This is a genomic window from Vibrio sp. D431a, assembly GCF_030248655.1.
In the GTDB taxonomy this organism is placed as follows: domain Bacteria; phylum Pseudomonadota; class Gammaproteobacteria; order Enterobacterales; family Vibrionaceae; genus Vibrio; species Vibrio alginolyticus.
On sequence record NZ_JAHGAP010000001.1, the window covers coordinates 70,588 to 86,677 of the forward strand.

The 16,090-nt window shown below is 40.7% G+C and carries 18 protein-coding genes; 8 read left to right on the top strand and 10 right to left on the bottom strand.

The genetic code is table 11. The features are described from left to right. Window positions 1-10 precede the first annotated feature (10 nt). The gene (locus KJB35_RS00445) at window positions 11-322 is read left to right on the top strand and encodes a hypothetical protein (RefSeq protein WP_285468883.1); all 312 of its coding nucleotides are present in this window, start codon (window positions 11-13) and stop codon (window positions 320-322) included. A 53-nt stretch (window positions 323-375) separates the two neighbouring features. Here KJB35_RS00445 and KJB35_RS00450 read toward each other — a convergent pair whose 3' ends face one another. The 3 genes from KJB35_RS00450 to KJB35_RS00460 form a co-directional block, all read right to left on the bottom strand. Beyond that, a complete protein-coding gene (locus KJB35_RS00450; protein WP_285468884.1) occupies window positions 376-1,503 on the bottom strand; it encodes an AAA family ATPase in 1,128 nt (375 codons plus the stop codon). 62 nt (window positions 1,504-1,565) lie between these two features. Beyond that, entirely contained in the window at window positions 1,566-2,177 is a 612-nt protein-coding gene (locus KJB35_RS00455) for a hypothetical protein (RefSeq protein WP_285468885.1), read from the bottom strand. Window positions 2,178-2,254: 77 nt separating this feature from the next. Beyond that, window positions 2,255-2,464 carry a hypothetical protein gene (locus KJB35_RS00460; protein ID WP_285468886.1) on the bottom strand — a complete coding sequence of 70 codons (210 nt, stop codon included), beginning with the start codon at window positions 2,462-2,464 and terminating at the stop codon, window positions 2,255-2,257. 162 nt (window positions 2,465-2,626) lie between these two features. Between KJB35_RS00460 and KJB35_RS00465 the strand changes: the two genes are divergently transcribed. Both KJB35_RS00465 and KJB35_RS00470 read left to right on the top strand, forming a co-directional pair. Next, window positions 2,627-3,634: a GNAT family N-acetyltransferase gene (locus KJB35_RS00465; RefSeq protein ID WP_285468887.1), complete on the top strand. Its 1,008-nt coding sequence runs from the start codon at window positions 2,627-2,629 to the stop codon at window positions 3,632-3,634. Between the two features lie 47 nt (window positions 3,635-3,681). Further along, the gene (locus KJB35_RS00470) at window positions 3,682-5,436 is read left to right on the top strand and encodes a hypothetical protein (protein WP_285468888.1); all 1,755 of its coding nucleotides are present in this window, start codon (window positions 3,682-3,684) and stop codon (window positions 5,434-5,436) included. A 129-nt stretch (window positions 5,437-5,565) separates the two neighbouring features. On the opposite strand, the gene KJB35_RS00475 is transcribed toward KJB35_RS00470, so the two are convergent. Together KJB35_RS00475 and KJB35_RS00480 are read right to left on the bottom strand one after the other, a co-directional pair. Further along, window positions 5,566-6,066, bottom strand: coding sequence for a CinA family protein (locus KJB35_RS00475; protein WP_285468889.1), 501 nt, complete (start codon window positions 6,064-6,066; stop codon window positions 5,566-5,568). Window positions 6,067-6,070: 4 nt separating this feature from the next. Beyond that, a complete protein-coding gene (locus tag KJB35_RS00480; RefSeq protein WP_285468890.1) occupies window positions 6,071-6,391 on the bottom strand; it encodes a hypothetical protein in 321 nt (106 codons plus the stop codon). 279 nt (window positions 6,392-6,670) lie between these two features. Here KJB35_RS00480 and KJB35_RS00485 point away from each other — a divergent pair, with 279 nt between their 5' ends. From KJB35_RS00485 to KJB35_RS00495, 3 genes are all read left to right on the top strand, one after another. After that, window positions 6,671-6,919 carry a hypothetical protein gene (locus tag KJB35_RS00485; RefSeq protein ID WP_285468891.1) on the top strand — a complete coding sequence of 83 codons (249 nt, stop codon included), beginning with the start codon at window positions 6,671-6,673 and terminating at the stop codon, window positions 6,917-6,919. A gap of 86 nt (window positions 6,920-7,005) precedes the next feature. Further along, on the top strand, window positions 7,006-7,425 hold the full coding sequence (locus KJB35_RS00490) for a hypothetical protein (protein ID WP_285468892.1): 420 nt from the start codon (window positions 7,006-7,008) through the stop codon (window positions 7,423-7,425). Window positions 7,426-7,714: 289 nt separating this feature from the next. Continuing rightward, window positions 7,715-9,643, top strand: coding sequence for a hypothetical protein (locus tag KJB35_RS00495; RefSeq protein ID WP_285468893.1), 1,929 nt, complete (start codon window positions 7,715-7,717; stop codon window positions 9,641-9,643). A 148-nt stretch (window positions 9,644-9,791) separates the two neighbouring features. Here the strand turns inward: KJB35_RS00495 and KJB35_RS00500 are convergent, their stop codons facing one another. Next, a complete protein-coding gene (locus KJB35_RS00500) occupies window positions 9,792-10,001 on the bottom strand; it encodes a hypothetical protein (protein WP_285468894.1) in 210 nt (69 codons plus the stop codon). A gap of 232 nt (window positions 10,002-10,233) precedes the next feature. Here KJB35_RS00500 and KJB35_RS00505 point away from each other — a divergent pair, with 232 nt between their 5' ends. After that, the gene (locus KJB35_RS00505) at window positions 10,234-11,013 is read left to right on the top strand and encodes a Sir2 family NAD-dependent protein deacetylase (protein WP_285468895.1); all 780 of its coding nucleotides are present in this window, start codon (window positions 10,234-10,236) and stop codon (window positions 11,011-11,013) included. Window positions 11,014-11,253: 240 nt separating this feature from the next. On the opposite strand, the gene KJB35_RS00510 is transcribed toward KJB35_RS00505, so the two are convergent. The 3 genes from KJB35_RS00510 to KJB35_RS00520 form a co-directional block, all read right to left on the bottom strand. After that, window positions 11,254-11,901: a hypothetical protein gene (locus tag KJB35_RS00510; RefSeq protein ID WP_285468896.1), complete on the bottom strand. Its 648-nt coding sequence runs from the start codon at window positions 11,899-11,901 to the stop codon at window positions 11,254-11,256. Then, window positions 11,901-12,353 carry a hypothetical protein gene (locus KJB35_RS00515; protein ID WP_285468897.1) on the bottom strand — a complete coding sequence of 151 codons (453 nt, stop codon included), beginning with the start codon at window positions 12,351-12,353 and terminating at the stop codon, window positions 11,901-11,903. The genes KJB35_RS00510 and KJB35_RS00515 overlap by 1 nt, the downstream gene beginning before the upstream one ends. A 91-nt stretch (window positions 12,354-12,444) precedes the next feature. Further along, complete coding sequence (locus KJB35_RS00520) at window positions 12,445-13,209, bottom strand: hypothetical protein (protein WP_285468898.1); 765 nt, start codon at window positions 13,207-13,209, stop codon at window positions 12,445-12,447. Window positions 13,210-13,342: 133 nt separating this feature from the next. On the opposite strand from KJB35_RS00520, the gene KJB35_RS00525 reads away from it, so the two are divergent. Further along, window positions 13,343-15,118 carry a hypothetical protein gene (locus KJB35_RS00525; protein WP_285468899.1) on the top strand — a complete coding sequence of 592 codons (1,776 nt, stop codon included), beginning with the start codon at window positions 13,343-13,345 and terminating at the stop codon, window positions 15,116-15,118. A 194-nt stretch (window positions 15,119-15,312) separates the two neighbouring features. On the opposite strand, the gene KJB35_RS00530 is transcribed toward KJB35_RS00525, so the two are convergent. After that, a complete protein-coding gene (locus KJB35_RS00530) occupies window positions 15,313-15,876 on the bottom strand; it encodes a hypothetical protein (protein ID WP_285468900.1) in 564 nt (187 codons plus the stop codon). Window positions 15,877-16,090: the final 214 nt, after the last annotated feature.

Sequence of the window (16,090 nt, forward strand, 5' to 3'; positions counted from 1 at the left end):
GGCATGAAGTATGGAAACGATAAAAGGTTTGGCGCTTGGCAGTATTGAAAATCACTATAAGAAGTTTTCTAAGGCAAAGCGTGTAGAGACACTGGACATAATGAAGGAAGGTGCTCTTAAGAAGGTTGATGGTTTTAAACTACCTACAGCAGAGAGAACCACGGCAATCACAGCTATTAACTCAGCATACGAAAAACGAAAACGTGAACTAACAAGTTTCGTTGGTGATGTTGTCAAATCGGCAACCTCTCGCGTTAAAGAGTTGCAGTCGCAAGGCTTAACGCCAGAACAACAATTAGCTCAGGCGTTAAGTGCCTTGTAGTTTAAAAGGCTCCGTTTTTGGAGCCTTTTTTTGTGTACATGAGCTAAAAACAATTAGTTTTTAAGAATGTTTAAGTACTGTAAGCCTTTTTCCGTAATTTGGTAACGGTATAGGTTGTCACATCTTTTTTGTAGTCTAATTTTTTCTGTTCGATTCATATTGTCCTTAGCCAGCTCTTTGAAGCGTGAACGGCGCAAACTGAAACTTCGTACAAAATCGATAGATTCAAGCTTCTTTAGTGAATTTGGTGCTTTTCTGTAGTCGTAATCGAGGTTCTCACTTGAAGAGCGCTGTAGCATCTTTTCTTCTGCGGTCGAAAGCTTTGTTTGGATATTAGCCGCGAAGTAACCTAAGTCCTCTAGAGAAAGTTCATCTTGAGCTGCTTTATTACAAGCTTCGAAGAATCCGCCTTTGAGTTCAATGTAGTTAGCACCTTCAATACCGAGACATGCCATGTTGTTTGAGGCAATAATTAGCTGGTAGTTTTCCGAGACATCTGGGCGTGATAACACCTTCTTCCATAAGATAATTTGTGCGGGAATACTTAGTGCCGCCTCTGGCTCGTCCAATAATACAGTTCTTTGCCCTAAAGGGATGGTTGCCTTCAAATTCTGGTCGAGTGCAGCCCTAGTACGGTTTGCGTACAAAGTATTTGAGTTCAAGAGCTCTTGTTGAACTGAAATTTCTTTCGGCAAGCTGTCGTCTGGATTTAAAAGATATTCAATAAATGGGATTAATCGGCGGTTGCATTGCTCCCCCATAGACTCTGTACTTGATTCGAGCTGTTCGATTACACCTTGAGAGTACATGTTGTCATCGATGTAACCGCGACTTAAGCCCATAGCACGCCTTGGATCGCCAAAAACAATTGGCTGACCGTCGTGAGACACGGTGTATGGGCTTTTTATTGTTTGCGCCTCTTTGCCCGAAAGAATTGTATCTTCCCAACGAAGATCCCTAATCCAACTATCCGTAACAATACTAACACCAGTATGTTCAGCGGCTAGGTATTGAGAGATGGCTTTTAGGATTGTTGATTTACCTGAGCCGTTTGGCCCTAAAATTATATTCAAGCCTTTTTTGAACTGAATTCTTCCTCCCAACCTATGAAGGGAAGGTAGGTTATTGCCATAGTAGTCTGAAAATTTTTCACTCAGGTCGAAAGTTATCTCTTCAATCATTTTCTATTGCTGCTTATTGGATTTTTCTATTGGGGATGGGCTTTAATTCAGCGTGTTCAAAGTTAAAAAGCTGCCGCTAAATATCCATCGTAATCATCACAGTATTTATCTGAACAGGACATAAACTCATGTGGATTGTATTGCCAAACAATCTTGCCACACGTAGGACAGTTCCAGCGACTTTTACCGCTAGATTGCTTCTTTCGTGATTTCCTAATGCCTACAATTCCAGCAGATGAAATCATCTTTCTTCGATTGATATCTTTTTCTTGGAAGTTCCTTCTGGCGATCTGATCGGTATGTGATTTTGGAACAGCAACCCACACATCAGAACACATATCTTTAAGTTCTTGCTCATTAAAAATCAGAGCTTTGGTATAGTCGAAGCTGTTATGATCTTCAGTCGCAAAAGCTAAGTTATTCCCATCCCAATATCCTTTACGATACACGACATATTCATCATTTTCGTCTTTGCTCTCTGGGTACTTTAGCTTAATAAGCTGACAATCAACCTTTAATATTGAAAGGTCTTCGACGTGATCTGCACTCAGAAACAATTCTTGTGTTGTGCCGTTTCGTAAAGAGCCAGAATCAACTTCCTTTTGAGCTGCATCTAGAGTAAAAACAAGTGCCTCATCGACATCGGAAACGTAACCTCGTTCACCGTGGAACATAACGTTACTCCCAACACACCCGTGGGGTGATGTTTTTAAGAATCGGTTTCTTTTCATTTTTTTCTCAAGATAAGTATCTAACAACCACAACCGCGCTCAAAGACTTCGTACCCAAACATCTGACCAAGAACAGATGTTTCAGCTGCACTCTTTGCTTCTGACTCGGAAGTGAAAGTGGCTAAATTAGGCTCTGCCATCGTGGAGTCTTCTTTATTCATTAGAGGGGTGCAACCACCGTTTTGGGTCGTTAGCATTACAAAAAAGTCGCCTTTATTCGATGAACTCATCGTTACCTCGTAGTTATAACTGATTTTGTGAGTGAGTTAGTTAGCGCACGTATAATATCTTGGCTTCCAAACTCGGGGTATGCAGCTATAGTGCCACAAATGTTCTGTTCAATAAAGTTTTGGTCATCACTTCAAATTAATTAAACTTAAAATAAACAGAGAATGGATAATAACTACACACTAGTTGACGCTATTGAAGGTCTCACAGTTGCAGATTTTGACCCATGGATGCTTGCAAACAATGCGGGGATCGGAATTACATCCGATAGGACTCTACAGTTTGTAGTGCTTGATGATAAGGATCAGGCAGTTGGAGTGGGGTTCTCAGCAGTTGATGGTGATAAATTCGAATTTGATGTTGCCGTTATGGAGGGCGTTCAGGGTGGCGGAATTGGGACAGCTATTGTTGATGCTCTCATTGAGCTTTATGAACAGGAAAATATCGATGGCAACTTAACTCTTGAAACTTATGTCGTAAACCCTGCGATGGAGCATATCTTAAAGAAAAAGGGATTCGAAGTATCAAGACTCGCTGGAGATACGGTTTATATGAAGAAATCGGACTCACTTGGGAATAAAACGAGGTTGTACCATGCTACCTCGTCTGATTATGATGAGTTCGATTTGCGTTTCACAACGGGTCAATTGGGCATTCATCTAGGCACTCTTGAGCAAGTAAGAGAAATTTCTGAAGAGCTGCTTGAAGATGAGGGTGAAGTCTTTTTGTTTGAGGTTGATATTGACACTTCAGATATATCTAAGATTGCTAGACTTACCGATCAGGGGGCATGGAGTAGCGCTTCGGCACTACATTGCGCATCAAGAATGCTGGGTGCAGAGGTAAATGTTTCGGGTGGAGAACGCGAGATGAAATCTCTCCTTTCATCAAAAGGGGTTAAAATTGTAAGGTACGAAAATGCCTTCGAGGGGAATGGGACAGAAGACTCATTTATCGTCCTTGACCTGTCCTACATCAAAGGTGCCGCAAAGCACGCATTCGATAACAGTTTCGAACTAGATAACTTCCTTGAGGAACGAGCGGAGCATCAACCAGTTTTGCCACCAGCTCCAACAAGATTTGAGAACAAGCTAAAGAGGGCAATTTCATCACAGTCGAGTAATAAGCCTGAATTGGCTAAGGTGCAACAAAGGCACGCACCGAAACCATAAACTTGCATTCGCGATGTTGTTTGTTTACCGTGAAATAAAACAACATCGTGATTTATTTATATTCGATTCACCTTTTATGGGCATTTTTGCCATTGATTGCACTTGCACTTGATTACCATGTAATTGCAATACTGTGTTTATTAGCACAGCTACAAATCCTTCCAAACATGGGTTACCTGAGTTACCTAAAAGAGCGAGCCAGTTCCGCGCAGTCTTTTCTTGACGATAAAGATTCATACTTAAACTCAAATAATTGGTTATTGCCATCAGTTATCAAAAACAAGCTTAGAGAGATGAGAGAGGCGACAGCTTCTGAAAACTCATACTCAATACGAATTGCGAAAAAGTTAGCTGAAAACAACCCATTCAATTGGGTGGGCAAATTGGTTAATACAGATGGTGCATTGAAGCACGTCGAACCTTTCTATCTAGTAGTTTTACACGTTTTTATATTTCTAGTGGGTTTGCACTTTTTGAGCATACCTTTTGAAGGCATTGTTGTTCCAGAATGGATGTTCTGGGTCATTTGTGCACTAGGTGTATTGTCTTACATTCTTGCGTCGACTAGAAAAAGATCTAACTATGACTCACTGATAATCGCTCTTTGTATTGTTGTTTCAATCAGCAGTGCAATACTTATATCGCAAGTGCTGGGTAAGTCTGAATACATCTTTGGTCTTGGGAATACTGAGGTAGCTGTAGTTATGTTTTGGTTTGCATCGCTTCTTCAATTGTTTGTAATTTCAGTCACAAAGAAAATTCCTCATATCGATTTTGTAAAATCTGTCTACAAAAACGACTACAACAAACCAATGTACAGAAGAGGGTTATCAACTTCTCTTAGTCTGTTAAACATTTTGCCAGTATCATTGAGTTTAGGCGTACTTGCATTTAACACATTCGGTAGTGTTGATGGATTACCTAAAATTGTTGTTTGTCTGGTTGCGATCGTTTCCCCAATACTAACTTCCATTGCTCTCACTTTACGCACATATACGATGAGCTTTACGGGTGGCTACACAATTGACAGGGTTGCACAAAAAACAACAATCTCTGCTGTAAAATTAAGTTTGATCTGGGCACCAATGCTAATGGTTTTAGGTTCGCTTTTATACCAGAATGCACTATCAAGGCACCTTGAGCCAATTAAAAACAGTTCATTGGACGATATATTCATAGGCTCATACCAAAGTACCATTATGATTGATTTCGAGAACAATAATGTATCTAGATTTAGAGTTTTAGATGTCAATGACATTCTAGGTGAAGGGGAAGTGGATTCATCATTAAGGGATGCTATCTCTGGTCTCGCAAGCACAATGTACAGTCATGCCAATGGGTTGCAAGATGACCTATTCAACCAAAATGCACTTCTGCTTTCAAAAGAGATTGCGTTAGCTCTAAAATCTGATGGTAAAGAACAGGAGTATTCAGACTTCCTTTTGGCGCATTTTGATAAATACGTAATCCCTTCTATGAAATCACTTGCGAGAGAAGAGGGTGGAGAGCTTTTTGAGGAGGCTATAGAGCAATATGAGCAAGCAAAAGTGGGTATTTACGCTCCATTTTCTGGCAAAGGTTTGGTCGAGATGTCGAGATATAAAGCAATTAAACTTTTATCTTTGGGCGTAGTCATTGACGCTTTTAATGATAGAGACAAAAAGCTCAACGACAAATATTTTGAACACGCAAACCCAGAAGATGTTTACTCTTTGTATGGTAAAATAGAGACAACGGTGAATGAGTTAATTAAATCAAATGGTCGTTGTAAAATTTACAACCCTATCAATTGCCTAGAGTAGTTAGGCTTTGGTTGGAATGATGGGCACCGCTATGGTGCCCATTGTTTTATCTGATGACCTTCAATAGTGCCTTAGTGCGAGCTCTTAATCTAGAAACAAGATCAAAAGTGTACTCACCAAAAAAACGACTTAATCCGATGAAAGCAGTCTTTTGGCAGTGCTTACAAGTCCCTTAGCGTTGAGGTTAGTTCTACTAGCGTCTAGAACAAAATCCAAAGCAGATTGTTTAACACTTTCAAGGCGCTCTTCTCTAGTTTTTCCGACAGGAGCAATAGTTCTTGTCACGATCTCATCATCGAACGCTACAGCAAGATGAGCAATTGCACTGTGCATAACACCATTATGTTCATAGTCTGATTCATACCCCGTTGTTGCAATAGCTACATCAGACCCGAAAATTTCACGACACCCGATTGCCATTTGCTTAGCCACTTCCGTGTCAACACAATTCGTTCGCTCAGCAAGGTCTCTATCAACTTTTAGGATACTAACCTTGCTTTCTAGGCTGTATGCGCAAATCCCGCCTAAAAAGAAATTAGAACAGCCGCTGATAGCTGTGTAGTGGGCTTGAATTCTCCCACCAGTGATACTCTCAGCTGTTGCGATCTTAATTGTTCCGTCATGGTTCATTTTTCTACTTCTCTTGCTGGTTTGTTTTTGTGGTCTCATACTCATCTTGAGCGATAAGAACGACTGTTGGAATGAGCTTTAGATCGTCAAACGCGCTACTATTCTGATTTAAACTCCTTAAATCCGTAACACCTAATTGATCAGCTGGTAGTTCAATAACAACCTCGACTTTTTTGTTATCTCGGCTCATTTTTGCTCGTTTAGTGAAATCACTTAAACAAAAAGCATACAAGCCTTTTGTTTCTCTAATTTCTGCAATAGCTGAATTCAAAGCATCTTTGTTTGCACAACTCATTTTGATTCCTTTTTTTGCTGTGGTTTTCAAAAAAATCACACTGGCATTGCAACACCAATTGTGGCATTATACCTCAAAATCAAAAACATATGAATCAAGATAATTATGACATGCAATTTTGAAACTCTTTCAAAAAACAATCACCACGGCGTTGTAGATATTGTTCTTAGGACTTTTAGTGACTTTGAGAACATTATGTGTGCAAACCAGATTCATTCAAATCGAGTCTTAAGTGTTCATGTTATCTTGGATATAAGAGGTCGACCACCTATGCCAATGTCACTTCTGTCAGGGAAAGGTGTGGTTTCCATGCAATCATACAAAATGCAGGTGGCGTGTGGTCGAGAACTGGACTGCCTTGGGAAACAAATGATCAAGGTGAGCGATGACATTTTACGCGTTTGCTTGCTTACACCTACAGTTTTCGGCATATCAATAAAAGAAGTTTACATGAGTGACGATCTGAAGTCGGGCAGCGTGGAGTATGTTCACTTCTTCTCTACTGATGGAACGGTCACTACTAGAGCACCATTAAACAAAGAGATTCTGGATTTCTAAAAGACTTATGGTTTTTTTGTTCATAACCTCCGCTGCAATAGCGCGACGGTTAAATACAGTTAATTTTCACTTAAAGGATATAAAGTATGATGAGTATTGAAGAGTTTGCAGATGCACTCAAGAACCTACCAACACCAACTTCAGCGAAACTCTCTGAAGAGATGCTGACTATAGCTAAGGAAGGCGGCTTCGTGGTCATTAGCGGTGTTAAAGACGACTTGCTATACATGAATGGTGCAGTGGTTTCAGAGACAGACGTGTACTCGGGTGAGAAAATTTACTTCGATTCCAAAGGCTTCTTGCCAACAGACGATGAATGTGAATGTGAAGAACTTGAAGCAGAACGTTTGGAGCGATTAGGTAGTGCACATCTCATCAATGCTGAATACGACCAAGATGGCTTCATCTGGAAACTGGGCACAGAGGTTAAACACATCAATCTTGTGGTCGAGAGTAAGGCGGGCTACAAGGCTCAAAATATCATTCTCGACATTAGTGATTTATGAGCAAAAGATGTGTTGATGGTTTTGTGACCTATTGAGTCTAGGTTGTAGCGGTGCTCGGCATAGAACAAGCAGTGGTTACCCATAACCTATTGATTGTTAAATGTTGACATCGCTAATTTATCAACTATTATCGCTAGTAGGCAGTTCACAGGCCAAGCCATCAGATGCTGGTAAACCGACAGGTAGTGATAAAAACCCCCTTAATTCAGACATATTCCTTTAAATCAAGGTGTCTAATTAATTTCCGCATCTGTATAGAAATTAGACTGACATCGACAAGGATAATGTTATGCCTAAAATTCTCTATGCATCGATGAGAAAGCCAACGTCGATCTCCAAATCCCTTAAATCAAGATTCGGAATTGCAAACCTTTCAGAAGCGAAAGAGGTTGTGTCGAGGTTATCTGGATACTCAGACTGGGTTCATCTGAAAAGGGAAACCCTCAAAAACTCAAACCTGTCAAACTCAGAACTGCATATAACTTCAGTCCATCTTGAGTCCATTGCCGCGCAAATCGAAAGAGAGCTTAATCTATCAAGGCGAGATTCACGATTTTTGGTAGCGACTAACTTTCCGTTTTTGCCTACTAGTGCTTGCCATCTTGCATACTATTTTAGTGAAGACGACTTAAAGTCGTATCATTTACTAGGTAATCCAGAAGCCGTCGACAAAGATATGCCAGATGATGAAGTACAACCTTACCTAGATATACGTCTTGAAATTGTTCAGGGGCTCTGGAATGAAAGACCTACCTATGAGCACGCTGCATTGTACTGGCAAATGGCAGATGTAGATAACTGCGCTAGGGCGCAGGTTCATCTTGGTATGATGATCTACACTGGGACACTTGGCATCAAAAACTACAAGGATGCCAGTGAACTCCTGCTTAAAGGTTTACCATACAGATCTAAAGTCATGTTTGCTGACTCTGTCATATCCCCTACAGGCAAAGATTTATATGAGATGCAAAAACATATCCCTAAGTCATGGTGTATGGCAGCTAAGGCTATAAGAGAGCACGCTGACTACAATAATTTTGAAAGTCATATGACTGCACTCGACGCTGTTCGTAAAGGTTTTGACTACGCCAATAGACTAGTGGGTAAGGCTGATGTAAGTGAAATTCTTGCTTCCCTACACTTAGTGGCGGCTGAACTCCTAGCTGAATTAGTTATTGTACATGGTTGGATGCCAGAAAAAGACGATGTTCTTAGTAACCCTATCGATCACCTTGTTTATGCTTCCAAATATGGTAATGAGTTTGCAGAGGGAGAAAGACTCAGATACGGCAGTTACCTTAATGCAGTTGAAAGTGGCAATGGTTTCTCACCAGAAATGAACTCTGAGCGTGTGATGCTTTACATTGTGTCTGAGATGGTAGGTTCTCACGTACCTGCTGCACGAGAGGTTGTTTTCCAGACCTTAATGAGGAACGTAAAAGAACAAACTGCTCTTTATCGTGCCCATCCACACATTTATAGCACTGCATTCGATCTTCTTTTTCGAGTACGCAAAGACATACAAGAGTGGTCTCACAACAAGACTGATTTCTTGTCGTTGATTTCAGGCAATCTATCTTACTTCCTAGAAGGCGGAGAGCACCAAGATGCAGCTGTTGATCTATGTATCGATCTGGCTGAAGAAGGTAACCCATTTGTTTTGCACGATGCCTTGATAGCTGCGAAGACTCATCGGTCTGAGACAATGGATGTAATCTTACTTGGTGAGAGAGGTGTAGCAGCCATCGATCCGCGAACCCTGAACGAAGCAGGCTTGTCACAATACCAGAAGAACAAAGAGTTTATTTTGGATTTAAAAATTGAAAGGTTTGCCTCGAACCTTGAGGAGCTTGATGATGAACAGATTGAGGAGCAATTCTTAGGCTTAAAAGAGGAAGCAGATTACCTAGCAAATGAATACGGCTTTTTGTTTCCAGCATTTAAGCTTATCTATTTCGCAAGATCTATTGAGCAACTAGAAGAAATGTTCATCGTTGCGCGGTTGTGGGTTGAGTCATTGTACAGGCTTGTGTTACGCCCTGACTTTACCCCTCATGAGCATTCAGATGTTACCGCCGTCCCAAGAATTAAAATGGAATATGGCTGCTACCTGACCTTAGAAGGTGACTACATAAATGCTAAAGAGCCATTAGAGGAAGCTGCAAAGGATTATCCTGACGCTAGAGAAGCTCTTAGTTTTGTGAAAATGTTTACCTAATCACGCTTGTTTAGATAATAAAAAAAAAGGAAGAGCTATTCTTCCTTTTTTTTGTTGTCTGGAGTTGACCTAGATGAATTTACTTCCAGTTAAGACAAAGCGCCCAAGTCATGATTGGAATCTAGCTAGCGATCTGTGTTTGGTCATATTAAGCATCTAATTTGGTCGAGGTTAGCTTGGGACGAACCTTTACTTGTCCCATCTCACCCAAATCAACATCAAAATCTTCTCCCGCCCTGTGAGCTACACTCATTAATAGCTCCGCCATTGTCTCAACAGTTACTTCGATACCCAATGAATCAAGGGCATCACACACGAAAGCTTGTAAATCTTCTTTGCTTTTAACTTTAAAAGTCATTCTTATTATTTCCCTGTACCACGTCTAATGTTTCCATAAGCAGCAATATGTCTAAAGTCAGCCAATGGCGGCACTGAAGCCTTAGACTTACACACGCCAAATCTTGAAATTGTATGCAACCATTTTAGACACCTAGCCAGTCAAGTCAAATGTTTTCAAAAACTATTGCGTTATTGATTTCGTGTCTGGTAATGTATAATCAAACAACAATTATAAACAGGAAATTTTGTTGATGAATCAATTACAAAAGCCTCTAACAAAAGAGGATTATGTAGGTAAAAAGGTGCTAGTTTTAACTGGCGCTGGTATTTCAGTTTCTGCTGGCATTCCTTGTTATTGGGGCGAAAACGGAGCTTACAAAGCGTTGGAACAAAAATATGGCGCTCCAATTGAAGATGTTCTGTCTGGTACAAACCTTAAACGAAACCCATCTCAAGTTTGGTCGTACATGAAAGAGTTGTTCGACAATTTCGACGATGTAGCACCAACCTTAGCTCACAATAAACTCGTAAAACTTGAAGAGCAGTCAGATGAATTCCATTTGGTAACGCAGAACTGTGATGGTCTACATACAACAGCTGGCAGTAAAGCAGTACACGAGGTGCACGGCACTGCACATAACGCTGTGTGCACGGTTTGTGGCGAGATTGAAGATAACTACTTGCCTCAGCTTGCAAACGTATCTATTCCACGCTGTACAGGCTGTGGTGGCCATCTTCGTCCTAACGTTGTCTTGTTCGAAGAAATGCCGAAAATGGATTACCCAAAGCTGGTGGATTTTGCAAGAAAAGCTGATTTACTGATTGTTGTGGGTACACAGGCATACTTCTCGTACATCACAGATCTACTGAATAATTTCGCAGCTACAGGCGGGAAGTCGATTTGGGTAGATGTAGAAAAGCCTGAGAATCTAGTTCTTAATTGGCAGATCTCTTTCAGTTACACAGAAGGGCTTGAGTACTATACCGAAGGTGCGGATAGTTTCTTTCAAAACATGATGCCAGAGCTATAAGTTTTTCATCCTTGGTATCGCTCGGAATGAGCTGTTTGGAGAAGTGCTAGATCGATTGTTATCTAGCACTTTTATTTTACTTTCAATAGATTTGATTAACTCAAGGTTTTTGGTGTGTAGTGGTATTCAATGTAGTGCATAGCCATATAGGGCTAAATATCTATCCACTCATCTTTAGCCAATAGTTTCCAGCCACTTGGTTTTTGTCACTTTTTTTAACCTGACAAGTTTTAGAGTACGTTATATAACGGCTTGTTCGGTGATGTTGACGATGTGGACTAAACAGGATTCACCACGCTTGTCTTCTTCCACCAGACATTTAGAGACAATCTCTTGGACATCTTTTGGCTCTAATTTTCTACTAACAGACAATTTTTCCGCTGCGATCTCTTTGTCTGCAAGTCTTTGTCTTTCTTTTTCTTTTTCAAGGTTCCAAGCGGGTAAAACAACCTTATTGATATATTGGTGTCTGAGTTCAACACTTTGCTTCTTGCTTGCAGCTAGAAACCCGAAGCACAAGTCTAAAGCATCTCTGATTCCAGAGCCTCTTTTGTTGATAAGATCTAGTGAATCATCCATAGAGACTCGCCAATACTGAGAGGATTCGTGCGACATGTAATCTGAGAAAAAGTCGATATCTTCAATGCCTTGAGGTGCCGCTCCGATCGTTCCTTTAAGTTTTAAGGATGTGATAGCTGAAATCAATTTTGAGTCAACTGGAAAGACATCGCTTTCAGCAGAGAATATATCTAAAACAAGATCTGTCCAATTACGCTCGCGGCGCAAACAACACTTAAATCGCTCGTCAACAAAAAGCTCGACACTCTCTCCATGCAAAATCTTTGTGAGGTCTAATGACGTGAAGACTGTATGAAAATCATTCTTCATCACTTATTTTTTTTCAACTCGATTAATGCAGGGACTGTAACTCCGATGTCACGGAGTGTGGCTTCATAATATGAACCCAAGTGTTTTCCGTTATCTGTAATGACCATCATTCTTTCTAAGATCGCAGGTGCCGTCTTTTCGCGGACTACCTTTAGTTCACCGTCATGTCTTGGAAGGGCATTTCTTGAGATACTATGAAGTAGCAGATCTGCGTGTGAAGCATCTAAATCGTGTTTAAATGTGATTGGTTCTGGGATTTCTAGATCGCGACTTTCGGCGACTTCTAGCACAAGAGTATTTAGTGTGCTAGTGAAGTGGTATTGTGCATAGAAGCGTTTACCAAGACTTTTGATAGCTTCTTCGATCGGTAGTGTTCTTTTTAGAAGGGCAAAGATTTGTTTGTCAGTTAGTGACTCTCGCTTTAGCGCACGAGAGATGTTCTTCTCACTCATTGTATTAGATGACCTATGATGTGGCATTATAATGACATTTTAGTGCGAATCATAATACCACAACCATTTGGCTTTGCAATTAAACCTTAATCTAACTCATTGTATTTTCGATAGCTTCTACAATAACTGAGTGGCTAAACTTCGCTGATAAGTCCTTGCAAAATTGATTTTCATACAACTTTACATTCTTAATTGATGTACCTTCGTAATCGCAGTCCCACACAATAAGAGACTCAATACTACCTTCGTTCATCTGCATGTGCTCTGAGATAAGCTTACCGCACATGGAAACCTCAAGATCGTGCTTTTCCTGCATCTCTAGCTTTTCTTCTGGAAGGCAGTCTTCATCCCTTAAGGCGACGGGTACACCGTTTATGAAGACAACAGGGTTAAACAAATCAGGCTTTCCAACAAACACACCTGAGTATCGGATGTTTGATAAACCATATAGGTGCTTAAGGTTTTCGTTATCTTCTTCGCGAGCTGGGGTTAAGACTAGCTCTTCGTAAATAACAACTTTGATTTCATCGTCTACACGTTCAATACATCCGATATTGTTAACAGCTCCTGATTCAGTCCATCTCCCATCAGAAGATTTAGCGGCTAAAATCTGCATTCCATCTTCTGATAGAGCAATTGCATCAAAACCTTTAGAAATTAGTGTTTTAATTGCATCGCGATTTGATTTGATCGTCAGGGCGTTACAGCCACCGTCATTACATGGAAAGCGAGCATTGATGACAATCTCAGTATTTGAGTCCAGTCTAATTTCTGAATACGACTTTGATTGTGCCTTTACTTCACCTGATAAGAAAACATTAGCTCCGACAGAATGAAGCTTAAAACTAAATAACATTGGGGAACCCTCTTGTTTGTGTACATTATTTTTGCAAACTCCCTAATAAGTGTCAAACGAAGTCCTGTTTTTAAAAACTATGGAATAAGGGGTTTTAACATTAATTTATAAAACCTATGCTTCAAATAAACACATGATAAAGAGCAATAAAGGTTTTATGTTGCTTGAAGCAATATTAGCGATGGGCATTGTTTCAGCCTCAGTGCTATTAAGGGCGCAGTATGAAAGCTCTGAGATGGTTAAACATGATTACAACTTACTAGGGAGAGACTTAGCTTCACTAGTCTCAGCTGTAGATAAAAGAGTCATGTTGGATGGTATAGAAAGCCCAGTAATTTGGGATTCTCAATGGAAAACAACACAATCTACGATCGATGGATTACTCAAAGAACTGGTGGCTGCGGATAACCCCGATTGTGGGGTGCTTGGGGGATGGCAACCTAAGTTAAAAGAGAATAAAGATATTAGACTAATACCTTGTGATTTAAATAAGGGATTATTGAAAGGGTTTGAGGCTGAGTCTGAGAGGGTAGGTGCAGGTAATTTACTTCAGGAATGGAGTGTTACTATTTTCTCCCCAGAGAAGCGTTTTAACGACCTTTTTCCTCATTTCGGGCGAATCCTTGAATCAGCACAACTAAACGACGTAGTGCGCATTACAGGCGCTCATGAGTACGCATACGTAGATAGAAGCACAAACAAACCGTTGACCATTGGGGAGTGTTTTAATTTGAGGAGTCGTTGTGGGATTCGAGCTACCTTCAGGTTAAATAAGTTAGGGATCGCAGAAGACTACCATTTAAGAGTGAATGGAGAGAACTCAATGCGGAACAGCTTAACTTTTTCAAGCGCAGCAAGACCTGCAAGGTGTTTTCGTTATGAGGGTTCAACGAAGGTCGATACAACTTGTGGACTTGAGTTTGACCGCTCAAGCGACTTCCTTAGCCTTCAGGGCAATGAAGCTTCGTTAGGTTCGTACAACATCGTCTCTGACAATTTAAGCATGAGTCCTGTCTTCTGCACCAATATTGATAGCGCAGGCAATCAGAGTAAAGTGCTTTGTGGAATGACAGCTGTAGAACAGTCAGGCTCTGTCTTTGCGGAGGCATACATAACGTCGGTTAAGGTTGATGGATACATTCGTATGGCAAAACAAGGCGGAAGGGGAATAGCTTTTAATGTCGACAGTGAAGGTAATGTAGATGCTTCAGGTGACTTGTCTATCCAAAAAGATCTCAAGGTATCTGGTAGCGCGACAGTTAATGATGATTTGTCCGTAGGCGCAGATGTTCGTGTTAAAGGAGGTGTTGAGGTGTCTGGTAACATCAAAGCTAAGGACATTAAAGCGAGCGGTCAAATAGAGTCAATGTTTGTTAAAGCTCAATCAACCCACACTAATGATCTATACATACGAGTTTCTAAGGTAGAGGGGCAGAAATGCACAATTGGGTCGATTGCTAGATCAGCCAATGGGCAGTTGTTATCTTGCGTGTCTGGTGTCTACAAGGCGGAGAGGGGGTTAATATCAGGCATGGTTTTCGCGTTTAATGGAAGTTGCCCGAAAGGCACGAGTAAAGTTGCTGGTATGGAGGGTCGGACGATAGTTGGTTCTGGGAGGCTTAATGACGGGACGTTAGATTACTACTACTACATGAACCGAACTGGCGGAAAACAAAGACACAAGTTAAGTTATAGCGAAATGCCGAAACATCAGCATGTTGTGCCATGGGGCGAAGCATGGGTTACAAAGCGTTGGGCACCTTATGGGTACAGGGGAGGTCGCGGTCATACAGGTAGTGCAGATTCAGACGGCGATAACTATAGATATTTAAGTAGTCCCGAGGGTGGAAGTAAGTACCACGAAAACAGAACCCCTTACCGCGTATTTAACTACTGTAAGGTTGATTAAGGTACTTTCCAGAGGTCTGGAAACACTTGGCATTTTCAGTAAATACTTTTCCGTACAGAATCCCATAGAAAATAATACGTTACATCTGAGATTTTTATCCTGAAAGTGTCAATGAATTCTGAACCGCCGATCACTTTTAACAAAGATAAACCTCCGCGAGATACAGGAGGTTTTTGTGAGTGTGAGAAGCTATATTAGACGGCAACTTGTAGTTTAAAATTACGTAAGCACTCTTGCTTAGCAGTTGTCATGTCTTCATTGTTGTCAGGCTTATCACCCCGAATTTCGATATAGCGCTCATTGATTGTCATGCCTAACTCAATAGATTTAGGGTGATGTGTTTTCTCGGTAACATAACGCCAACCTCCATTACAAAGTTCCAGTGCCTGAACAATGATAGTGATCGAATCATCGGTAAGTTCACCCACACAATCGATACTGTAGTCGTGCGAATTTTCAGGGAGTTCTCCAAGCTCTTTGACCTGTTTCTCAGTACAAGCTGAAATAATATGGCTATCAATCTTTTTGTGCTTAAGTTTGACTGTTTCTAAACACTCAGACCAAATTTCATTTTGGGTCTTGGTATCGAAATTAAGCACACGATATAAACTGAAGTAAGCATTAGTTCGAGATACTCCAAAGACATTAACAGAAGCCGAAAGCGCCTCTCGAATATTGAGGTTGTAACCATTGAAATTGTCAATTGAGAAGTCAAAGAAGCAAATAAGCCCGTTAGGTTGAATAACAAATTTAGACATTAAGGTGACCTAGCATTCTTGAATATTAGTTTTAACCAATACTAACATGTGTGAGTTAAGTGTCAATTTTGCCTATTCAAGTTTAGACAAGCCGCCCATGGGTAGATACGAATTGGAAACGCGCCCACGCAGTATGCAAGTCCTGTTTGTTAAAGTTGCCTCACCTCATTGTGAGATTATCCAAACAATAAAAACCCTTTCGCCACTTATTGAG

Excerpts from the sequence above, each read along its gene's own strand:
- KJB35_RS00445 (WP_285468883.1), top strand. The coding sequence starts at position 11 with ATGGAAACGATAAAAGGTTTGGCGCTTGGCAGTATTGAAAATCACTAT.
- KJB35_RS00450 (WP_285468884.1), bottom strand. The coding sequence starts at position 1,503 with ATGATTGAAGAGATAACTTTCGACCTGAGTGAAAAATTTTCAGACTAC.
- KJB35_RS00455 (WP_285468885.1), bottom strand. The coding sequence starts at position 2,177 with ATGTTCCACGGTGAACGAGGTTACGTTTCCGATGTCGATGAGGCACTT.
- KJB35_RS00460 (WP_285468886.1), bottom strand. The coding sequence starts at position 2,464 with ATGAGTTCATCGAATAAAGGCGACTTTTTTGTAATGCTAACGACCCAA.
- KJB35_RS00465 (WP_285468887.1), top strand. The coding sequence starts at position 2,627 with ATGGATAATAACTACACACTAGTTGACGCTATTGAAGGTCTCACAGTT.
- KJB35_RS00475 (WP_285468889.1), bottom strand. The coding sequence starts at position 6,066 with ATGAACCATGACGGAACAATTAAGATCGCAACAGCTGAGAGTATCACT.
- KJB35_RS00485 (WP_285468891.1), top strand. The coding sequence starts at position 6,671 with ATGCAATCATACAAAATGCAGGTGGCGTGTGGTCGAGAACTGGACTGC.
- KJB35_RS00490 (WP_285468892.1), top strand. The coding sequence starts at position 7,006 with ATGATGAGTATTGAAGAGTTTGCAGATGCACTCAAGAACCTACCAACA.
- KJB35_RS00495 (WP_285468893.1), top strand. The coding sequence starts at position 7,715 with ATGCCTAAAATTCTCTATGCATCGATGAGAAAGCCAACGTCGATCTCC.
- KJB35_RS00500 (WP_285468894.1), bottom strand. The coding sequence starts at position 10,001 with ATGACTTTTAAAGTTAAAAGCAAAGAAGATTTACAAGCTTTCGTGTGT.
- KJB35_RS00505 (WP_285468895.1), top strand. The coding sequence starts at position 10,234 with ATGAATCAATTACAAAAGCCTCTAACAAAAGAGGATTATGTAGGTAAA.
- KJB35_RS00510 (WP_285468896.1), bottom strand. The coding sequence starts at position 11,901 with ATGAAGAATGATTTTCATACAGTCTTCACGTCATTAGACCTCACAAAG.
- KJB35_RS00515 (WP_285468897.1), bottom strand. The coding sequence starts at position 12,353 with ATGAGTGAGAAGAACATCTCTCGTGCGCTAAAGCGAGAGTCACTAACT.
- KJB35_RS00520 (WP_285468898.1), bottom strand. The coding sequence starts at position 13,209 with ATGTTATTTAGTTTTAAGCTTCATTCTGTCGGAGCTAATGTTTTCTTA.
- KJB35_RS00525 (WP_285468899.1), top strand. The coding sequence starts at position 13,343 with ATGATAAAGAGCAATAAAGGTTTTATGTTGCTTGAAGCAATATTAGCG.
- KJB35_RS00530 (WP_285468900.1), bottom strand. The coding sequence starts at position 15,876 with ATGTCTAAATTTGTTATTCAACCTAACGGGCTTATTTGCTTCTTTGAC.